Raw genomic sequence first — 20175 nt, forward strand, 5'->3', positions numbered from 1 at the left:
GATTTGCATACAAATTAAAGGGTTTCTTGACCGGTCGTGCGGTTCTTTGACCGTCTCATTCATCAGGGTATTCATCCTTTCGGGTTGTGAGGTTAATTAACTGTTTGTCTGTTTTACATTTCGACGGCTGCTGAAATATGAAAACATGTATTGAGCAGTAAGATTTTCCCCGCAGTGATTATCCTTTTCCGGCGAACGTCAGGGTAGCGAAGATTTTTATAAAATTACGCGCGAAATAGTATAACTTCGTCAGTTTCTGCCGATAACGAGGGTAAGACTCGCCTCTGGGCGAATTCACCCTCACGGCAAGGAAGACTTATGAATATGCTCCGTAATTTCACGATCCGTTTCGTCATGCTGGCGATTCTCGGGATCTTTTGTTTAATGTGGGCGGGTGTTGGGCTCTACAGCACCTGGTCTCTGTCTCGCGTTTCAGATGGCAACGAGGTGGACCGCCAGCTGGTCAAGCAGATGACGGTGCTCAGCCAGGGCAACGATCAGTATTTCCGCTTTGTGACCCGTCTGAGCCGCGCAATGGAAGTCAAAGCCGCAGGCGGCACGCCGGATCTGGCGTCTGCCCAGCAGGCGCTGGATAACATGGGCAAGAAGCTGGCCGAGATGAAAGCGATCTCCCCAGGCCCAATGGACCCCCAGGTCTCTTCCCGGGTGATCGGTGCCTGGCAGGCGCTGCTCGAACAGGGCGTGACGCCGCAAATGCAGCAGGCGAAACTGGGCGCGCTGGACGGCTATCGTCAGCAGGCCAATAACGTAACGCCAACGCTGAGCCGCGCGTTCGGCGCGGCGGCTGAAGAGTTCAACAGTGCTGCCGCAAAGTCGCTCGACAGCACCCGCGTGGTGGTGGACGGCCTGACCAGCATGACCCGTACGGTGATTATCGTCGCCACGATCGTCGGTCTGCTGATCCTGCTCTTCACCGACCGTTACCTGGTCGCGATGCTGGTCAAACCGCTGGACCGCATTCGCCAGCAGTTCCGCCAGATTGCTCAGGGCGATCTCAGCCAGCCCATTGAGCCGTTCGGCCGCAACTGCGTGGGACAGCTGGTGCCGCTGCTGAGCGCCATGCAGGACAGCCTGCGCGAGGCGGTCAGCACGATCCGCTCCGGCAGTGAAAATATCTGGCGCGGGGCGACGGAGATTTCCAGCGGTAACAACGATCTCTCCTCCCGTACCGAAGAGCAGGCGGCGGCACTGGAAGAGACGGCAGCCAGCATGGAACAGCTGACCGCTACGGTGAAACTGAACGCGGAGAGCGCCCGTCAGGCAAGCCAGCTGGCCGATGTGGCCTCAACCACCGCCAGCCGCGGCGGTTCGCTGGTGGAAGAGGTGGTAAGCACCATGAGCGGTATTTCGGAAAGCTCGAAGAAAATTGCTGAAATCACCAACGTCATTAACAGCATTGCCTTCCAGACCAATATTCTGGCACTTAACGCGGCGGTTGAAGCAGCACGCGCGGGCGAACAGGGGCGCGGCTTCGCCGTCGTCGCGGGCGAAGTCCGCAACCTGGCAAGCCGCAGCGCCAACGCGGCGAAAGAGATTGAGGGGCTGATTACCGATTCCGTTTCCCGCGTCGAGCAGGGTGCAAAGCTGGTAAGCGACACGGGTACGACCATGGATGCGATTTTGCGGGACGTGACGGAAGTGACGACCATTATGAAGCAAATCGCCTCTGCCTCTGAGGAGCAGAGTAAAGGCATTTCGCAGGTCGGTATCGCCATTACGCAGATGGACGGCGTCACCCAGCAAAACGCCTCGCTGGTGGAGGAGGTTTCCGCGGCGGCTTCGGCGCTGGAGCGTCAGACCGAAGATCTTCAGCGCTCGGTGCAGAAGTTCCGCCTGACGGCATAACGCAACGTGATAAGGCCGCCTTGAGCGGCCTTACATTATTAACGCCTTCCCCATTCCGCGTGCTCTGAAACTGCTATTCTTTTGCTAACCCCTGACGTTCTGGACTCTCTTCTACGAGGTGTTGCTATGAACAGATCGTTATCTTTTATCCCTGTCCTTTCTCTCATTTTTCTGACGCTTTTCTCGGTTTCCACCAGCGCGACCCAGCAGGCGCAGGCGCGGCGCGTGGCGCGTGATGTCAGGCAGGAAACCCGCGACGCGTCACGGCAGGTGAAACAGACCTGCGTGGCGAACAATAACCAGAGTAATCACGACTGCCGCCAGGATAAACGTCAGATGAAACAGGCCGGGCGGCAAAAAGCGCGGGATATAAAGTATTAACATAACAGGCGAGGCGGCATGCGAACATGTTTCTTGCCGCCTTTTTAAAAAGCGTAAGTCAATATATTTCAAAAATTAAAATATTCGCTTGTGACAATATATTTGGCACTTTCTGCACATTCCAGAACATGAAAATTAATATTGTCTTAAGAATTCGCCGACATAATGAATTATCTTCTTGAAGCCGGAAATAATTCAATTTATGAAAAACCGTATTATTTTATTAGCAGCCCTGGCAGGTTTTGCCGTGGTCAATACAGCGATGGCCCAGAGCGTCACGGTCGATGTCCCCACCGGGTATAAGGTCGTGATTGTTCCTCAGTCAGCCACGGTTCCCGAGGCGGTAAGCGTTGCGCCTGCACCTGTACAAACAACGTATGCCGCCCCTGCACCGGTCTATCATCCGCGTGCACGCCATGTGGCGAGCGTGGCGGAAGGAATGGTGATTGAGCATCAGTATGACGATCACCATTGATGTATTGCCCGGGTCGCATATCCGGGCCTATTTTGGAGTGGCTCTCACGCTGGTGTGTTTAATCCTGCTGTTGCAATTCGGGATATTGGGTAGCCCGTTGCAGATGCCACTTCGGCGATACGCTTAAATGAGGGATTACCGTTTGGTGAAAGTGATTTGTAGAGTGATTCGCGAGAAATGCCTGCGCGTTTTGCAATGACAGTCATCCCGCCGGAGGCTTCTATAACATGTCGTAAAGCCAGCATGAATGCCTCATAGCCTCCGGGCTCGTCAATTTCAATGAAAGCCTGATGAAGATATACGGGCGCGAAATCCGGAGAATCTTTCAGGAGTTGTACCATTGCGTCATCATGGAGTACTGATTTAGCCATTGCGATTTCCTTTTATATCCTGCGCTTGTAGTCGTTGAGGTACTCAACGGCTCTTTCAATATCTGCACTTTGCTTTTTTTTCGTTCCAGTCAGTAGCACCAGACTCACTGCGCCATCTGCCGGATCGGAGACTTCGCTGAAATAGACACGGTAACCCGGCCCCTGGTTAATTCTGAGCTCTGAAACGCTCTCTCTGCATGGTTTACAATCACCATAGTTACCCGTTGACATTCTGGCGACACGCGTGGCAATCATGGCTTTTGCTATGGGATCTTTCACACTTCTTAGATATGCATCAAAAGGGTCATACCCGTCAGCTGTGATGTAGTGTTTAACCTTAGCCATTATTGTAGCCTGTAGTTTACGATAAGCAAATGCATTGTAATCTTCAGGCTACGACTGGCAATTGTTAACATCGCTGCGACAGAGGGGAAATGCTATTTCGGAAAGCGGCTCGCAAAAATGTGAGATTGGGTGCGGGGTTATTACTGAACAGCCATGAGGCCGGGCACGCGCTGCGACGCCCGGCGAAGTTTATCAGTGCGTCGCTTCACCAATCAGCGCGCCCGTTCCCGCGCCAACGGCTGCACCTTTCAGCACGCTCTTGCCGGTAACCGCCGCGGCGCCTGCGCCCACGGCAGCCCCTACGGCGCCGCCTTTACGCGCGGCTTTACCTTTGTCGCCGTTTTTGAACATGGCACCCGTGCCTGCGCCAACAACGGCACCGCCAACGGTGGATTTCAGATCTTTGCCCGTGGCCGCGCCAATGGCAGCGCCTGCTACCGCGCCAGCGGCGGTTTTATCGATGGCCATTCCCGAGGTGGAAAAAATGAGGGCGCTGATAACCAGCGTTGTTTTAATCAGTTTCATAACAGATCCTTTGTGACTGCTGTCGGTTGATACGTCGCTTCTCACTCTGAGGTGAGAAAAACGCACAGATAGTGCCAGCAATACCGGCTCAACCTTTAGGCCAATCATGCCCTGCGAAAGGATCTCGGTTGCCGGGCGGCGATCCGCCCGGCAGAACATTACGCCTGACGCTTATCTTCCGTATTGGTCTCGAAGTCGCTCGCCGCGTGGCGTTCGTGAAGCTGCTCGTTCAGCTCGCCGCTGGTGCGGTTAACGATGCGTCCGCGCTTAACGGCATGGCGGTTCGCCACGTCTTTCGCCCAGCGCTGCACGTTGGTGTACTTTTCTGCGTCGAGGAACTCAGCGGCGTTGTACACGCTGCCCAGCGCCACGCAGCCGAACCATGGCCAGATGGCGATATCGGCAATGGTGTACTCCTCACCCGCCACGTAGCGACCGCGCGCCAGCTGTTTATCCAGCACGTCGAACAGGCGTTTGGCTTCCATGGTAAAGCGGTCAATCGCGTACTCAATTTTCACCGGGGCATAGTTATAGAAGTGGCCAAAACCGCCGCCGAGGAACGGCGCCGCGCCCTGCAGCCAGAACAGCCAGTTCAGCGTCTCGGTGCGTCCCGCCGGATCTTTCGGCAGGAAGTGGCCGAATTTCTCCGCCAGATAGAGCAGGATATTGCCGGATTCAAAGACGCGCGTTGGCGGGTTCGTGGAGTGGTCACGCAGCGCCGGTATTTTCGAGTTCGGGTTCACCTCCACGAAGCCGCTGGAGAACTGATCGCCCTCGCCGATGCGGATCAACCACGCGTCGTACTCCGCGCCCGTTACGCCCAGCGCCAGCAGCTCTTCGAGCATGATCGTCACCTTCTGGCCGTTCGGTGTGCCCAGCGAGTAAAGCTGCAGCGGGTGCGAACCGACAGGAAGATCTTTCTCATGGGTCGCGCCCGAAATGGGGCGGTTGATGTTGGCGAACGCGCCGCCGTTGTTCTTTTTCCATTCCCACACTTTGGGTGGCTGATACGTGTTGTCTGACATGTTGGCCTGCCTTTTGAGTGATGTGTTGAGGCAGTGTAGCAGGAGATTTGTGAAGCGTTTAACGAACTGAGCGTAATCGATCTGCCGCTATTCCTTCCGGCGCTTATATATATCAAATCCGGCATAAGCTTAATCGAAAATCGCATTTTCATAATTAATGCGTAAACGGATAAAGCTGCATATGATGCTTCAACATAAATAAAAGATGCAGTCATAAACACTTTATAAGGCAAGGAGTTAGTGAGATGCGCAAGCTTCTGTTATCGGCAGTGGTTGTTTCGCTCGCGTTAGGCCTGGCGGGCTGTGATGATGCGAAAAATAAAGAGACAAATACGCCCTCAGCGGCAAAAAGCGATGCGCCAAAAGCGGGCGGTTCGCTGATTATCGGTATTACCTCCGGCGACCCGTTAGCTGTAAATCCGCTCTACGCCAGCGACCGTACCACGTTGACGATCATGCAGGCGCTCTATGCCCCGCTCTATAGCTTCAACAACGGTAAGATCGAATGGGGCCTGGCGGAAAGCCTGACGCCCTCTGCCGACAACCTCAGCTACACCCTGACGTTAAAACCGAACCTGAAATGGCAGGATGGACAACCGCTGACGGCGGACGACGTGGTCTTCACCTTCAATAAGCTGCTGGATGCCAAACAGCACAGCTTCTTCCGCAGCATGTTCACCTACGGCGATAAGCCGGTACAGGTAAGCAAGGTTGACGACCGCACCGTTAAGTTCACCTTACCGCAGGTCAGCGCGGCCTTTACCGGCACGCTGGTACAGATCTACCCGATCCCGCAGCACGTGTTCGCCAGCGAAGGCGACCTGGAAAAGAGCAGCAAAAACGATGCACCGGTCGGCTCCGGGCCGTTCAAATTTAAAGAGTACCGCGCCGGACAATATTATGCCCTGACCCGTTTTGACGATTACTGGAACGGCAAAGCGAAGCTAGATTCGGTGACCTACCGTTTCGCCAAAGACAGTAACGCCGCCAACCTTGCGCTGCAAAACGGTGAAATCAACCTCAAGATGGTTGACCCGCAGGATGTGAACCGCCTGAAAAATACCGGTAAGTTTGACTTCGTGGTCTATCCGGAAGGCCGTCTGGCCTATATGACGTTCAACCAGAACGTGCCGGTAATGAAGAGCAAAGAATTGCGTCAGGCCATTGCTTACGCCATCAACAAAGACGAGCTGACCCAGACCGCCTTTACCTCGCTGGACTACGCCAAACCCGCGACGTCCTTCCTGACGCCCGATACGCTTTACAAGACGGATGACGTCGAGCAATACAATTTCGACCTGCAAAAAGCTAAAGAGCGGCTTAAAGCGTCCGGCGCGCCGGACAACCTCAAGCTGCGCCTGGCGTATGTGAATACCAACAAAACCCAGGAGAGCATGGCGCTCTACATTCAGCAGGCGCTGAAGGGCATTGGGGTGAACGTGGAGCTGATGCCGCTGGACTCCAACGCCATGTCCCAGCGCAGCCTCGATATGAACAACACCGCGTGGGAGCTGAACCTGGGCGGCTACATCATGGGCTCAGAGCCGGACGGCTACAAATCGCTGTTCATGAGCAACGAAGCCTATAACTACGCGCACTACAAAAATCCGCAGTTTGATGCCCTGTGGGATAAAGGCGCCGTGGAAACCGACGCCGCGAAACGTGCCGATATCTACAAGCAAATTCAGCAGATCGTGGCGAACGACATGACGTACTACCCGATCGCCTATACCAATGCGACCGTCGCGGTAGACAAGCGTTTCGGCGGCACCCAGGAAGCGGAGCCGAAACCGGTCTATCTGTTCCAGGATCTGTCAAAAATCTATCAGAAATAAGCGATTGCCCCGGCCGTCGGGTCGGGGCCTTGGTAAGGGCATGTCGTGAACACACTTCTCACGCGTCGGCTGCTGCAGCTGCTGCCGATGCTGTTCTTTATTTCGCTGGTGGCGTTTTTGCTGGTCAAGCTCGCGCCCGGCGATCCGGTGGCGGCGTACATCACACCGCGCATGGCTCCGGAAGATATCGAACGTATTCGCCAGAGCCTGGGGCTGGATAAGCCGCTGGTCACGCAGTACGTTCTGTGGCTGAAGAACGTCCTGCGGGGCGATCTCGGCTATTCGCTGATTTACCACCGCCCGGTGCTGGAGATGATCGGCGAACGCATTCCGGCCACGCTGGGGCTGATGGGCGCGTCGCTGCTGCTGGCGATCGTGCTGGCGATCCCGCTGGGCCTGCTGGCGGGGGCATTTAAGCACCGCTGGCTGGATCACCTGCTGAACCTGTTCGCCTATATCGGCATCTCGGTGCCGATTTTCTGGTTCGGCATTTTGCTCATTACGGTCTTTGCCGTGCAGCTTAACTGGTTCCCCAGCATGGGAATGCGCACCATCGGCATGGAGGATAATGTGCTGGACGTGCTGCGCCACGGCGTGCTGCCGTGCATTGCCCTCACGTTCTACAACCTCTCCAGCTACGTGCGCTACATCCGCTCCAACACCATCTCGCAGCTCTCTGCCGACTATGTGCAGACCCAGCTGGCCTACGGCGCCACGCGTTCCAGCATTCTGTTCCGCCACGTGCTGAAAAACGTGCTGCTGCCGGTGATCACCCTGTTCGGTTTGTCGTTCGGTGAGCTGATTGTGGGGGCCTACGTGACGGAAAGCGTCTTCTCCTGGCCGGGGATGGGGCTGCTCGGGATCCAGTCGATCGCTTCGCTGGACTACCCGCTGATCATGGCGATCATCATGCTCTCGTCGATGATGCTGATAGTCGGTAACCTGATCGCCGATCTGCTTTATCGCTTCGCCGATCCCCGCATTCGTACGCTGAGGTAACCCGCATGAGCAGACGCTGGAAGCAGGTTCGTTACCAGCTGCGCCGCAACCGTCCGGCGCAGTTCTCCCTGTTTGTGCTTTTTATTTTCGTTGTTGCCGCGCTCTGTGCGGGCTTGAGTCCGTACGATCCGGATCGGATGGCGCTCGGCGCACGTACGCTGCCGCCGGATGCCGCACACTGGTTCGGCACCGACGAGTACGGGCGCGACTACTTCACCCGCGCGCTGTATGGCGGGCAGATCTCCCTGATGGTCGGTTTTCTCGCCATGCTCTTTTCCACGCTTATCGGCACGGTGGTGGGAACGGTGAGCGGCTACTTTGGCGGCTGGCTGGACAACCTGATGATGCGCGCCGTGGATATCCTGATGGCCATTCCGGCCTTCTTCCTGCTGCTGGTGGTGAATGCGTACCTCAAGCCGGGCGTGGATAACATCATTCTGATCATCAGCCTGCTGACGTGGATGAACATGTCGCGGCTGGTGCGCGCAGAAACCCTGTCGGTGAAAGAGCGCGAGTATGTGCTTTATGCCCGCGCATCGGGGGAGCACCCGCTGCGCATTATCGTGCGCCACATTATTCCCGGCGTGCTGCCGACCATTATCGTGGCCGCCACGCTCAATATCGCCTCGGCCATTCTGATGGAGTCGACGCTCAGCTTCTTAGGGCTCGGCGTGCAGGCACCGGCGGCGTCGTGGGGAAGCATGCTCAACAACGCCCAGTCTTATATTGGCGAAGCGTCGTGGCTGGCGATGTTCCCCGGCATTCTTATCCTGCTGACGGTGTTCAGCTTTAACGTGCTGGGCGATGTGTTCCGTACCGCCTTTGAGCCAGGAGCGAATCGCGATGAGTAGCTTATTAGCGCTTGAGAACCTGCAAACCACCTTCCGCACCCGCGAGGGCGAGGTTCACGCGGTGCGCGGCGTGAGCTTTCAGGTTCAGCCGGGGGAGCTTGTCGGCATCGTCGGCGAGTCGGGCTGCGGGAAAAGCGTCACCTGTAAGTCGATCATTCAGCTTCTGGGGAGCAACGGACGGATAACCGGCGGCAGCGTTCGCTTCCAGAATGACGATCTGGCGCAAAAAACCCCTGCGCAGATGCGCGCCATTCGCGGCAACGAGATCGCGATGATTTTCCAGGATCCGATGACCGCCCTGAACCCGGTGCTGACCATCGGCAAACAGATGGCAGAGATCCTGATGCGCAATAAAGGGCTCACCAAAAGAGCGGCCAAAGCGGCGGCGATCGCCATGCTGGAACAGGTGGGGATTGCCGAGGCGGAACGCCGATACGACCAGTATCCCCACGAGTTCAGCGGCGGGATGCGCCAGCGGGTGATGATCGCCATTGCGCTCTCCTGCAACCCGAAGCTGCTTATTGCCGATGAGCCGACCACCGCGCTGGACGTTACCATTCAGGCGCAGATCCTGCGTCTGCTGAAAAGCCTGCAACAGCAGACCCAAACCGCGATTCTGCTGATCACCCACGATCTCGGCGTGGTGGCGCAGGTCTGCAGCCGCGTGGTGGTGATGTACGGCGGGCTGGTGATGGAGGAGGGGAGCGTGGAGGACATTTTTTATCGCCCTGCGCATCCTTATACCCAGGGGCTGCTGGCCTCGCTGCCGCGCCCGGATGAGGTCAATCAACGTTTATCACCCATTGAAGGCGCGCCGCCTGGTCTGCTTAACCCGCCGCCGGGCTGTCCGTTCGCCGAACGCTGCCCGAAACGCATGCCCCAGTGTGAACGGCAGCCCGCTTTTTACGCCATGGGTGAAGGCCATCGCGCCGCCTGCTGGCTATGGGCCGATAAGGAGATTCAGGCATGAGTGAACAACAGGCCCCTTTAGTAAGCGTGCGAGATCTGCGCAAACACTATCCGCTTAACGGCGGTTTGCTGCGTAAAGGCGCGGCGGTGAAGGCGGTTGATGGCGTGAGCTTTGATATCCAGCCCGGCGAGACGTTTGGCCTGGTGGGCGAGTCCGGCTGCGGGAAATCCACCCTTGGGCGCGCCATCCTGCGCCTTTTCGATATCACCGCGGGCGAGATCCACTTTGCCGGACAGGCGATTGCCCATGCCCGCGAAAAAGAGCTCAAGCCGCTGCGTAAGCGGATGCAGGCGATTTTTCAGGATCCTTACTCCTCGCTCAACCCCGGCATGACGGTGCGACAGCTGGTGGCCGAGCCGATGCAGATCCACGGCTACAGCCGTGAAGAACAGCGCGAACGGACGGAAACGCTGCTCTACAAAGTGGGGCTGAAGCAGGAGCACCTTGAGCGGTTCCCGCATGAGTTCAGCGGCGGGCAGCGCCAGCGCATCAGTATTGCCCGCGCGTTGTCCGTGCGTCCTGAATTTGTGCTGTGCGATGAGCCGCTCTCGGCGCTGGACGTCTCGGTGCAGGCGCAGGTGGTGAATATTCTGCAGGACCTGCAGCAGGAGCTGGGGCTGACCTATCTGTTCATCGCCCACGATCTCTCGATGGTGCGTCATATCTCTAGCCGCATTGGGGTGATGTATCTCGGCAAACTGGTGGAGGTGGCCCCGGCGAATGAGCTGTATCAGCGTCCGGCGCACCCTTATACCCGCGCGCTGCTGGCGGCGGTTCCCCAGCCCGACCCGCGCATTCGCAACCTCGAAGACGCCACTCTGCGCGGCGAAATGCCCGGCCCTACGTCCGCGCTGCCGGGCTGTAAGTTCTGCAGCCGCTGCCCGCACGCCGTGCCGGTTTGCCAGACGCAGGAGCCAGCGATGCAGGAGATCGCGCCAGGGCATTTCGCGGCGTGCTGGCTGTTTAAGATGTGAGCCTTAAACGTGTCGGGTGGCGCTTCGCTTACCCGACCTACAGGGTTTTGCGTTTTGTCGGCCGGGTAAGGCGAATTATTTACCACGCAGGTGTATGATAAACGCTCCTCTGTCAGGTTAATTACAACGTGCAGACGACAACAACCCATAAAAATTGCCGCCTGCCTGTTTTAGGTTGGATACATGCGTAAAGGAACGTTAAGCAGTGATGCGCCATTCGGGACGTTGTTAGGCTATGCGCCCGGTGGCGTGGCGATTTACTCTTCAAATTACGGCAGTCTGGACCCGCGAAACTATCCGGAAGATGCGGATTTCCGCAGCTACATCGGCAACGAATACATGGGCCACAAGTGGCAATGCGTTGAGTTTGCCCGCCGTTTCCTGTTCCTCAACTATGGCTTCGTGTTTACCGACGTAGGTATGGCGTGGGAAATTTTCTCTCTGCGCTTTTTGCGTCAGGTGGTGAACGATAACATTCTGCCCCTTCAGGCGTTTGCCAACGGCTCAAAACGCGCGCCGCGCGCCGGGGCGCTGCTGATCTGGCAAAAGGGCGGCGAGTTTCACGAGACCGGCCACGTGGCGGTGATCACCCAGCTTCTGGACGATAAGGTGCGTATCGCCGAGCAGAACGTCATTCACTCTCCGCTGCCGCTCGGGCAGCAGTGGACGCGCGAGCTGCGCCTGAGCGTGGAGAACGGGCGTTATACCCTCCACGACACCTTCAGCGACACGGAAATTCTCGGCTGGATGATCCAGACCGACGACACAGAACACAGCATTCCGCAGCCGGAAATCGACGGCGAACTGCTGAAAATCAGCGGCGCGCGGCTGAAAAACACACGTCAGTTCGACGGGAAATGGCTCAACGAAAATGACGCGCTGCAGCAGGCGTATATTCGCGCCAACGGTCACGTGATCAACAAAGATCCCTGCCAGTACTTCACCATTACCGAAAGCGCCGAGCAGGAGCTGATCAAAGCCACCAACGAGCTGCACCTGATGTACCTGCACGCCACGGACAAGGTGCTGAAAGACGACAGCCTGCTGGCGCTTTTCGACATCCCAAAAATCCTCTGGCCGCGCCTGCGCCTCTCCTGGCAGTGGCGTCGTCACCATATGATCACCGGTCGTATGGATTTCTGCATGGATGAGCGCGGCATCAAGGTCTACGAGTACAATGCCGACTCCGCCTCCTGCCATACCGAGGGCGGGCTGATTCTCGAAGAGTGGGTGAAAAATGGCTATCGCGGCAACGGGCATAACCCGGCAGAAGGCCTGCTGGAAGAGCTGACCGGCGCCTGGAAGCACAGCCACGCCCGGCCGTTCGTCCACATCATGCAGGACAACGATGTCGAAGAGGACTATCACGCGCTCTTTATCCAGCGTTCTCTGCTGCAGGCCGGGTTCGAGACCAAAATCCTCCACGGGCTGGGGGCGCTCAGCTGGGATGCCGCCGGACAGCTAATTGACGACGAAGGCCGCCACGTCAACTGCGTGTGGAAAACCTGGGCGTGGGAGACGGCGATTGAGCAGATCCGCGAGGTCAGCGAAACCGAATACGCTGCGGTGCCGATCCGCACCGGACATCCTGAAGGCGAAGTGCGCCTGATTGACGTCCTGCTGCGCCCGGAGGTGCTGGTCTTTGAACCCCTGTGGACCGTTATTCCCGGCAACAAGGCGATTCTCCCGGTGCTGTGGCAACTGTTCCCGAACCACCGCTACCTGCTCGACACCGATTTTGAGGTCAACGATCTGCTGAAGCAGACCGGATACGCCGTTAAGCCGATTGCCGGACGCTGCGGCAGCAATATCGATCTGATCAGCGCCCAGGACGAGCTGCTGGATAAATCCAGCGGCAAGTTTGTTGACCGCAAAAACATCTACCAGCAGCTGTGGTGCCTGCCGAAGGTCGACGGCAAGTACATACAGGTCTGTACTTTTACCGTGGGCGGGAACTACGGTGGGACCTGCCTGCGCGGCGATGACTCGCTGGTGGTGAAGAAAGAGAGCGATATTGAGCCGCTAATCGTGGTTAAAGATAAGTAGCTCTTACCTGCAATAAAAACGCCCCCGCAGGACATCCTGCGGGGGCTTTTCGTTACTGTTCTTCCTCTTCCTGCCCGTTGATCTTCAGATCGATGATGCGGCCAATTTGGTCATGATAGACCGTCAGCAGGTTGTACTGGCTCATCTCAGAGATGATCTGCGGTGAAACATTAAAGCTGCGGGCCAGCTCTTCCTGGTGAATATAGCCCGGCTGACGCCGCCTCGCGTGGGCCCGACGGCGATTGTACTGATACCACAAAATCAGCAGCCAGCCGTTGAGCGCGGCGAACAGCAGGTAGAGCAACACCGTATTAAAGGACGCAATAATCACGCTCCAGCGGTGGTCGCTCTCCTCGGTGAGCTGCATCCAGAGCCGGGCATACAGGAAAAACAGAAAGCCTCCCCACGCCACCAGCGTTAACGCGGCATCGAAAAGACGTGGCAACAGCCGATGTTCGGTCAGAATTAAGGTATTTTCGTTCATTAAATGCGTCCTTTTCCCCGGTCCGGACTGATCCAGCGCGCGCGGGCGCGCTGGCGTTTAAGCATGACTTTTGGAAATGCGACGAGGGTGGTGAACAGGCCGATCATCCAGTACACCATCGGGAACCAGATCACCCAGAAAAGCGAGCTGGCCACCTGCCGTTCATAGCGCCGCTCGATGAACAGGCTGACCAGGAACTGCAGCAGGCACATCACGCCCAGCAGCAGCCCGGTAAACGCCGGTGGAAAGAGGCTCTCCACGGTCAGCCTGGCGGGAATCGGCGTGATATGGCTGAGGATAAATAACAGCACCGTCATGGCGTAGGCGAAGGCCCACAGCGTTGACAGGGCATACTCAAGAAACAGGGGCCACATGCGGTGATGCTCCCAGCGCACAATCCTGCGAAGGTTGACAAGAAACACCTCCGCACCGCCCTGGGCCCAGCGCAGACGCTGTTTCCACAGGCCCTTCAGCGTCTCCGGCATCAGGATCCAGCACAGCGCCCGCGGCTCGAAAAAGATATCCCAGTGGCGCAGCTGGAGCTTCCAGCTGATGTCGATGTCTTCGGTGATCATGTCCGGGCTCCAGTACCCGACGTCCGCCAGCGCCTGTCGGCGAAAGGCGGCGATGACGCCCGAGACGGTAAAGACCCGGCCATAGATCCGCTGCGTCCGCTTGATGAGCCCGATAATCGATGAGAACTCGCCCACCTGAATGCGGCCAATCAGCGTGGAGCGCGTGCGGATACGCGGATTCCCGGTGACCGCACCGACGTGGGGATACTGAATCAGCGGGGCCACCAGATACGCTGCCGTATCGCGGTCGAGCAGGGCGTCGCCGTCAATGCAGACCAGCAGATCGCCCCGGGCCGCCGCTGCCCCGGCTTTGAGCGCCAGCGCTTTCCCCTGGTTTTCCGCAAGATTAATCACCCGCAGGCGCGGCTGCTCCTGCGCCAGCGCCTGCAGCACCTGCGCGGTGTTGTCAGACGAGCCGTCGTTGATGGCGATAACCTCGATATTTTCATACCGCTGATCCAGCGCGGCGCTAATCGTCTCCCGGGCATTCCTTCCCTCGTTGAAGCAGGGGATAAGAATGGAGATGAGCGGCTCACCGGCGAGCGTCGGGGCGGGCGTCTCTTTATCCCACGACCAGTGGCGTTCAAGCTGAAACCAGAAATAGAGCCCGCCGGTTATCCAGAGCACGGACATGAACAGCGGCCAGAAGAACACAAAATCCAGAATCAGCTCGCCGGTAAAGAGGGCGGCCACGCCTAACGGCAACCCGAATACCAGACATAAAATGGAAAAGGCGATAATGCGATCAGTCATTGTCAGGGTACCAGTACGAAGAAAATACAGGCCTGATGCGTGAGATATCAGGTTGGTTGTTGATGAAATCGTCGGGGTAGTAGCCGTAGTTTTTGACGCCGTTCAGCTGGAGCACGCGCATCCACTGTGCCAGCTGGCTGTCGGAAACGGCGCGCTGCGGTTTCCGCTCCCAGTCCCGGGCCTGCAGCTCGAAAATGGTTTTATCGAGCGCGCCGGGGCGCGCGGCGACCGCGTTAACCAGACGCGTCAGCCAGGCATCACTTTCGTCTGCCGGGACGGACTCCATCAGCGGCATAGCCATCGGCACCGTCCAGTCGTACTCCGCCAGAAAGTCATCAAGATTCTGGGCGAACCACGCTTCGCTTTCGGGCTGCAGTATGGGCAAGGCGAACATGTTGCGCGCGGTTTTTATCTGCGGGCCGCGGATATGCTTCACCGCGAGGCTCAGGGCGTGGGTAAACCCGATAAGCGTCTGGCTTTTCTGACGTGTTGTGCTCTGAGGGCCATCGTCCACGTCCGTCAGCACCGCATCGTCATGGAATAAGATCCCGTTGAAGCTGGCATAGCGGGCCAGATCTTCATAGAGATCCGTCACCTGCTGGCGCACCTGCGGGTCCCACGGGGAGAGCCGGATATAGGGATCGGTGGCTTCGCGCAGCTGGCCTGACGAGCGGTCCCGACGCTGCACGCGCGGCAGGGCAGGATCGAGATCGAACGAGAGCACCGGCATCCACGCGAAGACTTTCACGCCCGCCCGGGTTTGCAGCTGCCAGGAGACAAAATTAAAGAGATCGGCCCGGACCGGCAGCTGGCGGTTGGGGAAATAGAGCGCCCTGATCCTGCCGTCGCCCTGCGGGTCGGCAAACGCCTGCAGGAAAACATGGCTAATTTTCATGTCGTAGACCCGCTGGATCAGCCTGTTGATATTTTGCGTCTGCTGGGCTGGATTGGGATCGTAAACGTAGTCGAGATCGACGTGCATGACGCGCACGGGCTCGCGCTCCTGAACCTGGCTGACCGTACTGGCAAACGCCTTGAGCGAGGGATTGCCAGCAATCAGCAGACGGGGGATGTTTCCCAGCTCCTGCACGTTCCCCAGCCCGTCCTCAAGGGTAAAGGCCAGCTGATAACCCTGCTGTCTGGCGATGGCGAGCGACGTGCCGTTGGCGGCGCCATAGGGCCAGACCCAGGCGCGCGGCGCCTTGCCCGTCACCTGCGTGATTTTTTCAGTCACTTTGCGAACGTCATCGCCGATCCGCTGGTTGAACTGCCGATCGGTTTCATAGCGGCCCGTCGCTTTATCGTAAAAGCGGTTGGCGATGGCGGGTTCGCGGCTGCCCTGCGGGTTGGCAACAATGCCGTAATGCGAGGCCCAGGTGTGCGAACCGATCTCAATCAGTGGAGACCGGCTGAGCTCGCGCACCATATCCCACGTCGCGAAACGATCGCGGGCCGTCATCAGACCGCCGAAGTTAACTTTTTGATTTTCCGGCGTATCCACCCAGCTGCCCACCGGCGCCCAGAGCGCAGGGACGTTCCACGCCTGAAGCAGTGGCCAGACGCGGGTGTAAAAGCTGCTGTAGCCGTCGTCAAAGCTGAGCAGAACGGCTTTGGGCGGCAGCGTTTTTTTTCCGTCATGGGCATCCAGAATGTCCTGCACGCTGATGACGTGATAACCGTTGTGCAGCAGCCAGCCGATCTGCTCGTTTAGCGCGCTGGTGCGCACGGAGAGGTAGCGCTGATCGGCGGCATCGTCTTCGACGTCGTGGTAGGCCAGCACCAGAAACTGGTTCTGCGGCCAGGGTTTGCTCGCCTCCAGCTGTGGCCGCGCGCTGGGCGCAATAAACGAGAGTGCCTGCGCGCAGACGCTCGCGCTGAGGCAGAGCCAGCCGATGAGTATCAGGCTCGCGGAAAAACGTGTGTTCATCTTCATCATCCTTAAAAGCGTAAAGTCGCATCAAACGTGACGGAGAGGTTGCTCTCGCGTTTGCCGTCGTAAGGGCGCTTGTCCCAGTTCAGCATCACGCCGGCGTCCATGACGTTGTTCCACTGAACGCGTTGTCCGTAACCCAGCAGGGTGATGGCACCAGCGGACTGATTTTTCTGCCAGTAGCGGCCGCCTCCCGCCGCGAACTGCTGGCTCCAGAGGGTGTCGTAATGGCGATACATCTCATGGTCGACGGACAGGGCGGCCGTCACGGAGAGATCCCGCGCCGGGTTGTAATAGAGGGTGTCCCGCAGGCTGTTTTTGCTGGCGGCGATCCCCGGCTCGAGATCCAGCGTCAGGGACGGGGTCTGCCAGAGACGCTCCTTACCCGTGAGGGTGTATTCCTGTCGGCGGTTATGGTCCGAGAAGCGGCTGACGGCGGCGCTGAACTGGTACTCACGGCGCTCGTTTTGATACCAGCGCACCCCGCCTTCCCCCCGGTTGGCGCTGATCCCGTTGCGTAACGCCCGCAGGGGCGTGGTGCGCGACAGGCGCTCAAGGCTGCCGCTGACCTGCCAGCTATCGGTGAGGCTGTAAGTCGTTGAGAGGCGAGCCCCCGGTTTGTTTGCCCCGTGATAGCGGTTGCTGGAGAGCTCGGCTTCGAGCTGGAGATCGCGTGGCCGCCATTCGATGCCGCCCAACAGGTGACGGCTGGAGCCTTTGCCTTCATCGAAATTGCCCTCTGCATAGCGGGTGCCGGCAAACAGCCGCCAGTTATCCGCTATGGGCGGGCCATAGAGCGTGGCGTCCCAGTTGAGGTCGTGCGTCCCGCTGACGGGGTTATCGGAGTGCAAACCCTTGCTCGCGTTGAGGCGCAGCTCGGACATATGGTGGACGGTGCGGAGCCTGTCCAGACGCCTGGCGCTGCGATCGCGCGGCGCGCGGGCAACGACGTCGTCGGCCAGTAAATCCATCTGCCGCCACTCCTGCAGATCCATGGCGACGTAAGCCTGCTGCTGCTCAAGCTCCAGATTCGAGGGCTCCAGCGCCTCCGCCATTTTCAGCGTTTGCTCGGCCGCGCGCGGCAGGCCTCGCGCCTGAAGCAGGGTGGCGTAGTCAATCTGCAATCCCTGATTGCCCGGCGCGGTTGCTGCCAGACGTCGCGCCAGCTTTTCGGCTTCCGGCAGGGCATTCGTCGCCAGCAAATAGTTAAAACGGAGCGACTGACCGGTAAGCCACCGATCGTTCGGCTGAGGGGTAGGGGAGCCGAAATCGTAACGGGTCCAGGGAACGTTGCGGGTGTGGCGCTCTACATACCGGCGGGCGGACGGATACTCTCCCGTATCCAGCCAGGCGTAGAAAAGCGCGTGCTCCTCGTCCTGCGGATCGGATGCGTACTGCGGATAGCGTTGCAGAAGCGCGAAGGCGGCGGCAGCGTTTTTCTCCTGCAGATATGCGGAGATCACCCAGCCGATTGCCCAGCCCGGCACCGGATGCCGGGCTGCCGTCAGATCCTGATATTCGCTGATGACCCGCGGGTAATCGGCATGGGCATACAGCGCGCCGAGCCGGTCGATACGCGCAAGCACGACGTCTTCCGCGGCCTGCGGCTCGCTCTGCCAGCGAGACAGCAGCGCGTCGTAACGATTCAGCGCGGATTGCGCAAGCTGCAGGCGCTCCTTTTCTGTTCTGCCCGGCACGTCTGCAAGGCGAACGCTTTCGGCGGCGGCATTCAGCTCAAGACGACGACGCTCCGCGGGGGCTAGCGCCACCTTTTGTGAAAGCAGGAGCGCGGGGGTATTGACCCGGTTATCCGTTAGCGCGTCGACCCGCTCGCGGAGAAGCGCGTGATTTTCTGGCGCGACATACAGCGCGCGCGTGTCGGCTAAAAGCCGATCCCAGCTTTTTCCCTGGCGTAGCCAGACGTATGCCAGCGTCTGAAGATGCGCCTGCGAGGGGGCCTCCGCCACCAGCCGTCGGGCCTCCTGAAGGGCAAGCGTATCTTTACGGGCATCGGCCAGGGTTTTGATATAGCCGATACGATAATCGTCGTTATCCGGCGCAAGGCTGCGCGCTTCTTTCCAGAGCGCCAGAGCGGGCTCCCACGCTTTCTGATTTCGTCTGGCCTGCGCGACAGCCGCAACGCCGCGGGCGGGCAGCGGCATATAAATGCTGTAGCGCTGCCAGACCTGAATAACCTCGTCATCATGGCCTGCCCAGGCCGCCACCTGTAACCAGTCCGCAACGTGCTCAGGCGTCAGGGCATGCTGCTGCTGATAGCGCTGAAGATAATCGAGAAACGACGTGTAATTACCGTTACGCGCCTGTTGAATCTGTTGCTCATAAACGGATTCCGTCGCCTGAACCAGAACAGGAAAGAGTAATAACAGAAACAATAATGTTGGGGTGCGATAAAAGAATAATGTACTGAAGCGAAGCGATCTTTCCATATCTATTTGCCATTTGTTTATCATGAATCCATTGCATAACACGGCTGCCTTTTAACTCTGCGTTAAAGGCCATAAATGAGAACATTAAATCTGAATGCAGTAACGTTAAGGGGTACTTACTTAAAGGTAATTATGGCGCCTCATCTTAGTGGACTGGATGGGAGGTAATGTACACCCGATATGTTGCCCGATAAATATGCTGAAAAGCGGCTGTTTCGTTTTGAGATAATTCTGTAATGAGCGGATTTTTGTGTTTATTTTGAATTGAGTGGTTAATTGTAATCCATTGAAATATAATGATTTTATTTTTATTGTGACAGTTTTGTATATATTTTTAATGACGCTTGCTAGCCTCAATTAAAGTACTTTCTGGTGCATGTTTGGGAAGTTTCATGACAAAAATTCTTAATGTTTAGAGAAGTGACTTTTCTGCGATTGTTTTTTATTTATAATTAAAGACAGACATTGAATGATAGTCTACAGGAAGTCTTACTCATCAATGTGTGTATTGAGGGATGTCCAAAGCCAGAATACATCTATCGTTAATATAACAGCGCTATAAAACGAAGGCGGTCTTCTTTTCTCAGGATCGTTCTTGCTTTAATCTAAAAGGGATGGTTAGTGGCAACTTCAATAGTGTTAGTGACTCAGGATCGCTACCTTGTCAGGGGGATGCGGATATTTTTTCCGGATATTATCCTGCTCGATTCGATTGACAGAAACATATTTGATAACGGTGCAGATGAATATTCTGTATTGATTGATAGTCGTGCGCCGCTCCGTCTATATGATTACCTGATACGCCATCCGGCCAGAACGAAAAAAACGATTTGCTGCGTTATGCTTGATATGCGCCATCGCGAGGAGAATCTGCTCAGTATGAAGTTGTTTATGAACACGTCGCTGACGGCGCCGGATATGGCCTCGCTGTTTAACCTGGTGCTCAATATGAAGGGCCGTCGCCTGACCACGAAGTGGCTGCTGAATTTACGGCTGAGCACGCATGAAACGATCATGTTGCGGTTGCTGAGAGCAGGGATGTCAATGGAGGAGATTGCAGGCGAGCTGAATACGTCGGTGAAAAGTCTCTATCGCAAACGAATGGCGCTCTCGGAACGACTGGGGGCGGAGAACTTCAACGAGGCGTGTTTGTTTATCTTCAAAAACAAACTGCTGGGCGCAGGTGGGAACGATCCCTAGGTTGGGGAGAGAACAAAAGCATAATTGCGGGCGGTATTCAGAGGTTTGAGAACGCTGGATGAGGACAACTTCCTGGCCTTGGGTTTGGATTTACTCTGGCTCAAAACGACACAAGGACGTTGT

General features: G+C 57.3%; 18 protein-coding genes. 10 read left to right on the forward strand and 8 right to left on the reverse strand.

What is annotated here, in order from left to right:
- Positions 1–318 precede the first annotated feature (318 nt).
- From ACVCAM_RS13340 to ACVCAM_RS13350, 3 genes are all read left to right on the forward strand, one after another.
- The gene (locus ACVCAM_RS13340; protein WP_025912490.1) at positions 319–1866 is read left to right on the forward strand and encodes a methyl-accepting chemotaxis protein; all 1548 of its coding nucleotides are present in this window, start codon (positions 319–321) and stop codon (positions 1864–1866) included.
- A 126-nt stretch (positions 1867–1992) separates the two neighbouring features.
- Complete coding sequence (locus ACVCAM_RS13345; protein WP_023344919.1) at positions 1993–2247, forward strand: hypothetical protein; 255 nt, start codon at positions 1993–1995, stop codon at positions 2245–2247.
- Positions 2248–2449: 202 nt separating this feature from the next.
- Entirely contained in the window at positions 2450–2722 is a 273-nt protein-coding gene (locus tag ACVCAM_RS13350; protein ID WP_023344918.1) for a hypothetical protein, read from the forward strand.
- Positions 2723–2766: 44 nt separating this feature from the next.
- Here ACVCAM_RS13350 and ACVCAM_RS13355 read toward each other — a convergent pair whose 3' ends face one another.
- The 4 genes from ACVCAM_RS13355 to yghU all read right to left on the reverse strand — a co-directional run bounded on the left by ACVCAM_RS13355 (position 2767) and on the right by yghU (position 4988).
- Positions 2767–3093 (reverse strand): helix-turn-helix domain-containing transcriptional regulator, encoded by a 327-nt coding sequence (locus tag ACVCAM_RS13355; RefSeq protein ID WP_032664412.1) that lies wholly within the window; start codon positions 3091–3093, stop codon positions 2767–2769.
- A 12-nt stretch (positions 3094–3105) separates the two neighbouring features.
- Positions 3106–3438, reverse strand: a complete 333-nt coding sequence (locus tag ACVCAM_RS13360) for a type II toxin-antitoxin system RelE/ParE family toxin (RefSeq protein WP_008499798.1) — start codon at positions 3436–3438, stop codon at positions 3106–3108.
- A gap of 192 nt (positions 3439–3630) precedes the next feature.
- Entirely contained in the window at positions 3631–3963 is a 333-nt protein-coding gene (locus ACVCAM_RS13365; RefSeq protein WP_008499797.1) for a glycine zipper domain-containing protein, read from the reverse strand.
- A 158-nt stretch (positions 3964–4121) separates the two neighbouring features.
- Positions 4122–4988: a glutathione-dependent disulfide-bond oxidoreductase gene (gene yghU, locus ACVCAM_RS13370; protein WP_008499796.1), complete on the reverse strand. Its 867-nt coding sequence runs from the start codon at positions 4986–4988 to the stop codon at positions 4122–4124.
- A 245-nt stretch (positions 4989–5233) separates the two neighbouring features.
- Here yghU and ACVCAM_RS13375 point away from each other — a divergent pair, with 245 nt between their 5' ends.
- From ACVCAM_RS13375 to gss, 6 genes are all read left to right on the forward strand, one after another.
- Positions 5234–6823: an ABC transporter substrate-binding protein gene (locus tag ACVCAM_RS13375; RefSeq protein ID WP_407223645.1), complete on the forward strand. Its 1590-nt coding sequence runs from the start codon at positions 5234–5236 to the stop codon at positions 6821–6823.
- 45 nt (positions 6824–6868) lie between these two features.
- Complete coding sequence (locus tag ACVCAM_RS13380) at positions 6869–7822, forward strand: ABC transporter permease (protein WP_032664406.1); 954 nt, start codon at positions 6869–6871, stop codon at positions 7820–7822.
- Positions 7823–7827: 5 nt separating this feature from the next.
- On the forward strand, positions 7828–8673 hold the full coding sequence (locus tag ACVCAM_RS13385) for an ABC transporter permease (protein ID WP_407223644.1): 846 nt from the start codon (positions 7828–7830) through the stop codon (positions 8671–8673).
- Positions 8666–9643 (forward strand): ABC transporter ATP-binding protein, encoded by a 978-nt coding sequence (locus ACVCAM_RS13390; protein ID WP_023344912.1) that lies wholly within the window; start codon positions 8666–8668, stop codon positions 9641–9643. Before ACVCAM_RS13385 ends, ACVCAM_RS13390 begins: the two co-directional genes overlap by 8 nt.
- Entirely contained in the window at positions 9640–10617 is a 978-nt protein-coding gene (locus ACVCAM_RS13395) for an ABC transporter ATP-binding protein (RefSeq protein WP_047748087.1), read from the forward strand. The genes ACVCAM_RS13390 and ACVCAM_RS13395 overlap by 4 nt, the downstream gene beginning before the upstream one ends.
- A gap of 183 nt (positions 10618–10800) precedes the next feature.
- Positions 10801–12663, forward strand: coding sequence for a bifunctional glutathionylspermidine amidase/synthase (gss, locus tag ACVCAM_RS13400; protein ID WP_039024624.1), 1863 nt, complete (start codon positions 10801–10803; stop codon positions 12661–12663).
- A gap of 52 nt (positions 12664–12715) precedes the next feature.
- On the opposite strand, the gene pgaD is transcribed toward gss, so the two are convergent.
- The 4 genes from pgaD to pgaA are packed head-to-tail and all read right to left on the reverse strand — an operon-like array spanning position 12716 to position 18852.
- Positions 12716–13147 (reverse strand): poly-beta-1,6-N-acetyl-D-glucosamine biosynthesis protein PgaD, encoded by a 432-nt coding sequence (pgaD, locus tag ACVCAM_RS13405; protein WP_023294542.1) that lies wholly within the window; start codon positions 13145–13147, stop codon positions 12716–12718.
- Complete coding sequence (pgaC, locus tag ACVCAM_RS13410) at positions 13147–14475, reverse strand: poly-beta-1,6-N-acetyl-D-glucosamine synthase (protein ID WP_248244901.1); 1329 nt, start codon at positions 14473–14475, stop codon at positions 13147–13149. The genes pgaD and pgaC overlap by 1 nt, the downstream gene beginning before the upstream one ends.
- A complete protein-coding gene (pgaB, locus tag ACVCAM_RS13415; RefSeq protein ID WP_248244902.1) occupies positions 14468–16411 on the reverse strand; it encodes a poly-beta-1,6-N-acetyl-D-glucosamine N-deacetylase PgaB in 1944 nt (647 codons plus the stop codon). Before pgaB ends, pgaC begins: the two co-directional genes overlap by 8 nt.
- A gap of 2 nt (positions 16412–16413) precedes the next feature.
- A complete protein-coding gene (gene pgaA, locus ACVCAM_RS13420) occupies positions 16414–18852 on the reverse strand; it encodes a poly-beta-1,6 N-acetyl-D-glucosamine export porin PgaA (protein ID WP_407223643.1) in 2439 nt (812 codons plus the stop codon).
- Positions 18853–19524: 672 nt separating this feature from the next.
- On the opposite strand from pgaA, the gene ACVCAM_RS13425 reads away from it, so the two are divergent.
- Positions 19525–20052 (forward strand): LuxR C-terminal-related transcriptional regulator, encoded by a 528-nt coding sequence (locus ACVCAM_RS13425; protein ID WP_021242095.1) that lies wholly within the window; start codon positions 19525–19527, stop codon positions 20050–20052.
- The last annotated feature ends 123 nt before the right edge of the window (positions 20053–20175 follow it).

Source organism: Enterobacter sp. CFEC122, from assembly GCF_052983755.1.

Excerpts from the sequence above, each read along its gene's own strand:
- ACVCAM_RS13340 (WP_025912490.1), top strand. The coding sequence starts at position 319 with ATGAATATGCTCCGTAATTTCACGATCCGTTTCGTCATGCTGGCGATT.
- ACVCAM_RS13345 (WP_023344919.1), top strand. The coding sequence starts at position 1,993 with ATGAACAGATCGTTATCTTTTATCCCTGTCCTTTCTCTCATTTTTCTG.
- ACVCAM_RS13350 (WP_023344918.1), top strand. The coding sequence starts at position 2,450 with ATGAAAAACCGTATTATTTTATTAGCAGCCCTGGCAGGTTTTGCCGTG.
- ACVCAM_RS13355 (WP_032664412.1), bottom strand. The coding sequence starts at position 3,093 with ATGGCTAAATCAGTACTCCATGATGACGCAATGGTACAACTCCTGAAA.
- ACVCAM_RS13360 (WP_008499798.1), bottom strand. The coding sequence starts at position 3,438 with ATGGCTAAGGTTAAACACTACATCACAGCTGACGGGTATGACCCTTTT.
- ACVCAM_RS13365 (WP_008499797.1), bottom strand. The coding sequence starts at position 3,963 with ATGAAACTGATTAAAACAACGCTGGTTATCAGCGCCCTCATTTTTTCC.
- yghU (WP_008499796.1), bottom strand. The coding sequence starts at position 4,988 with ATGTCAGACAACACGTATCAGCCACCCAAAGTGTGGGAATGGAAAAAG.
- ACVCAM_RS13375 (WP_407223645.1), top strand. The coding sequence starts at position 5,234 with ATGCGCAAGCTTCTGTTATCGGCAGTGGTTGTTTCGCTCGCGTTAGGC.
- ACVCAM_RS13385 (WP_407223644.1), top strand. The coding sequence starts at position 7,828 with ATGAGCAGACGCTGGAAGCAGGTTCGTTACCAGCTGCGCCGCAACCGT.
- ACVCAM_RS13390 (WP_023344912.1), top strand. The coding sequence starts at position 8,666 with ATGAGTAGCTTATTAGCGCTTGAGAACCTGCAAACCACCTTCCGCACC.
- ACVCAM_RS13395 (WP_047748087.1), top strand. The coding sequence starts at position 9,640 with ATGAGTGAACAACAGGCCCCTTTAGTAAGCGTGCGAGATCTGCGCAAA.
- gss (WP_039024624.1), top strand. The coding sequence starts at position 10,801 with ATGCGTAAAGGAACGTTAAGCAGTGATGCGCCATTCGGGACGTTGTTA.
- pgaD (WP_023294542.1), bottom strand. The coding sequence starts at position 13,147 with ATGAACGAAAATACCTTAATTCTGACCGAACATCGGCTGTTGCCACGT.
- pgaC (WP_248244901.1), bottom strand. The coding sequence starts at position 14,475 with ATGACTGATCGCATTATCGCCTTTTCCATTTTATGTCTGGTATTCGGG.
- pgaB (WP_248244902.1), bottom strand. The coding sequence starts at position 16,411 with ATGATGAAGATGAACACACGTTTTTCCGCGAGCCTGATACTCATCGGC.
- pgaA (WP_407223643.1), bottom strand. The coding sequence starts at position 18,852 with ATGGAAAGATCGCTTCGCTTCAGTACATTATTCTTTTATCGCACCCCA.
- ACVCAM_RS13425 (WP_021242095.1), top strand. The coding sequence starts at position 19,525 with ATGCGGATATTTTTTCCGGATATTATCCTGCTCGATTCGATTGACAGA.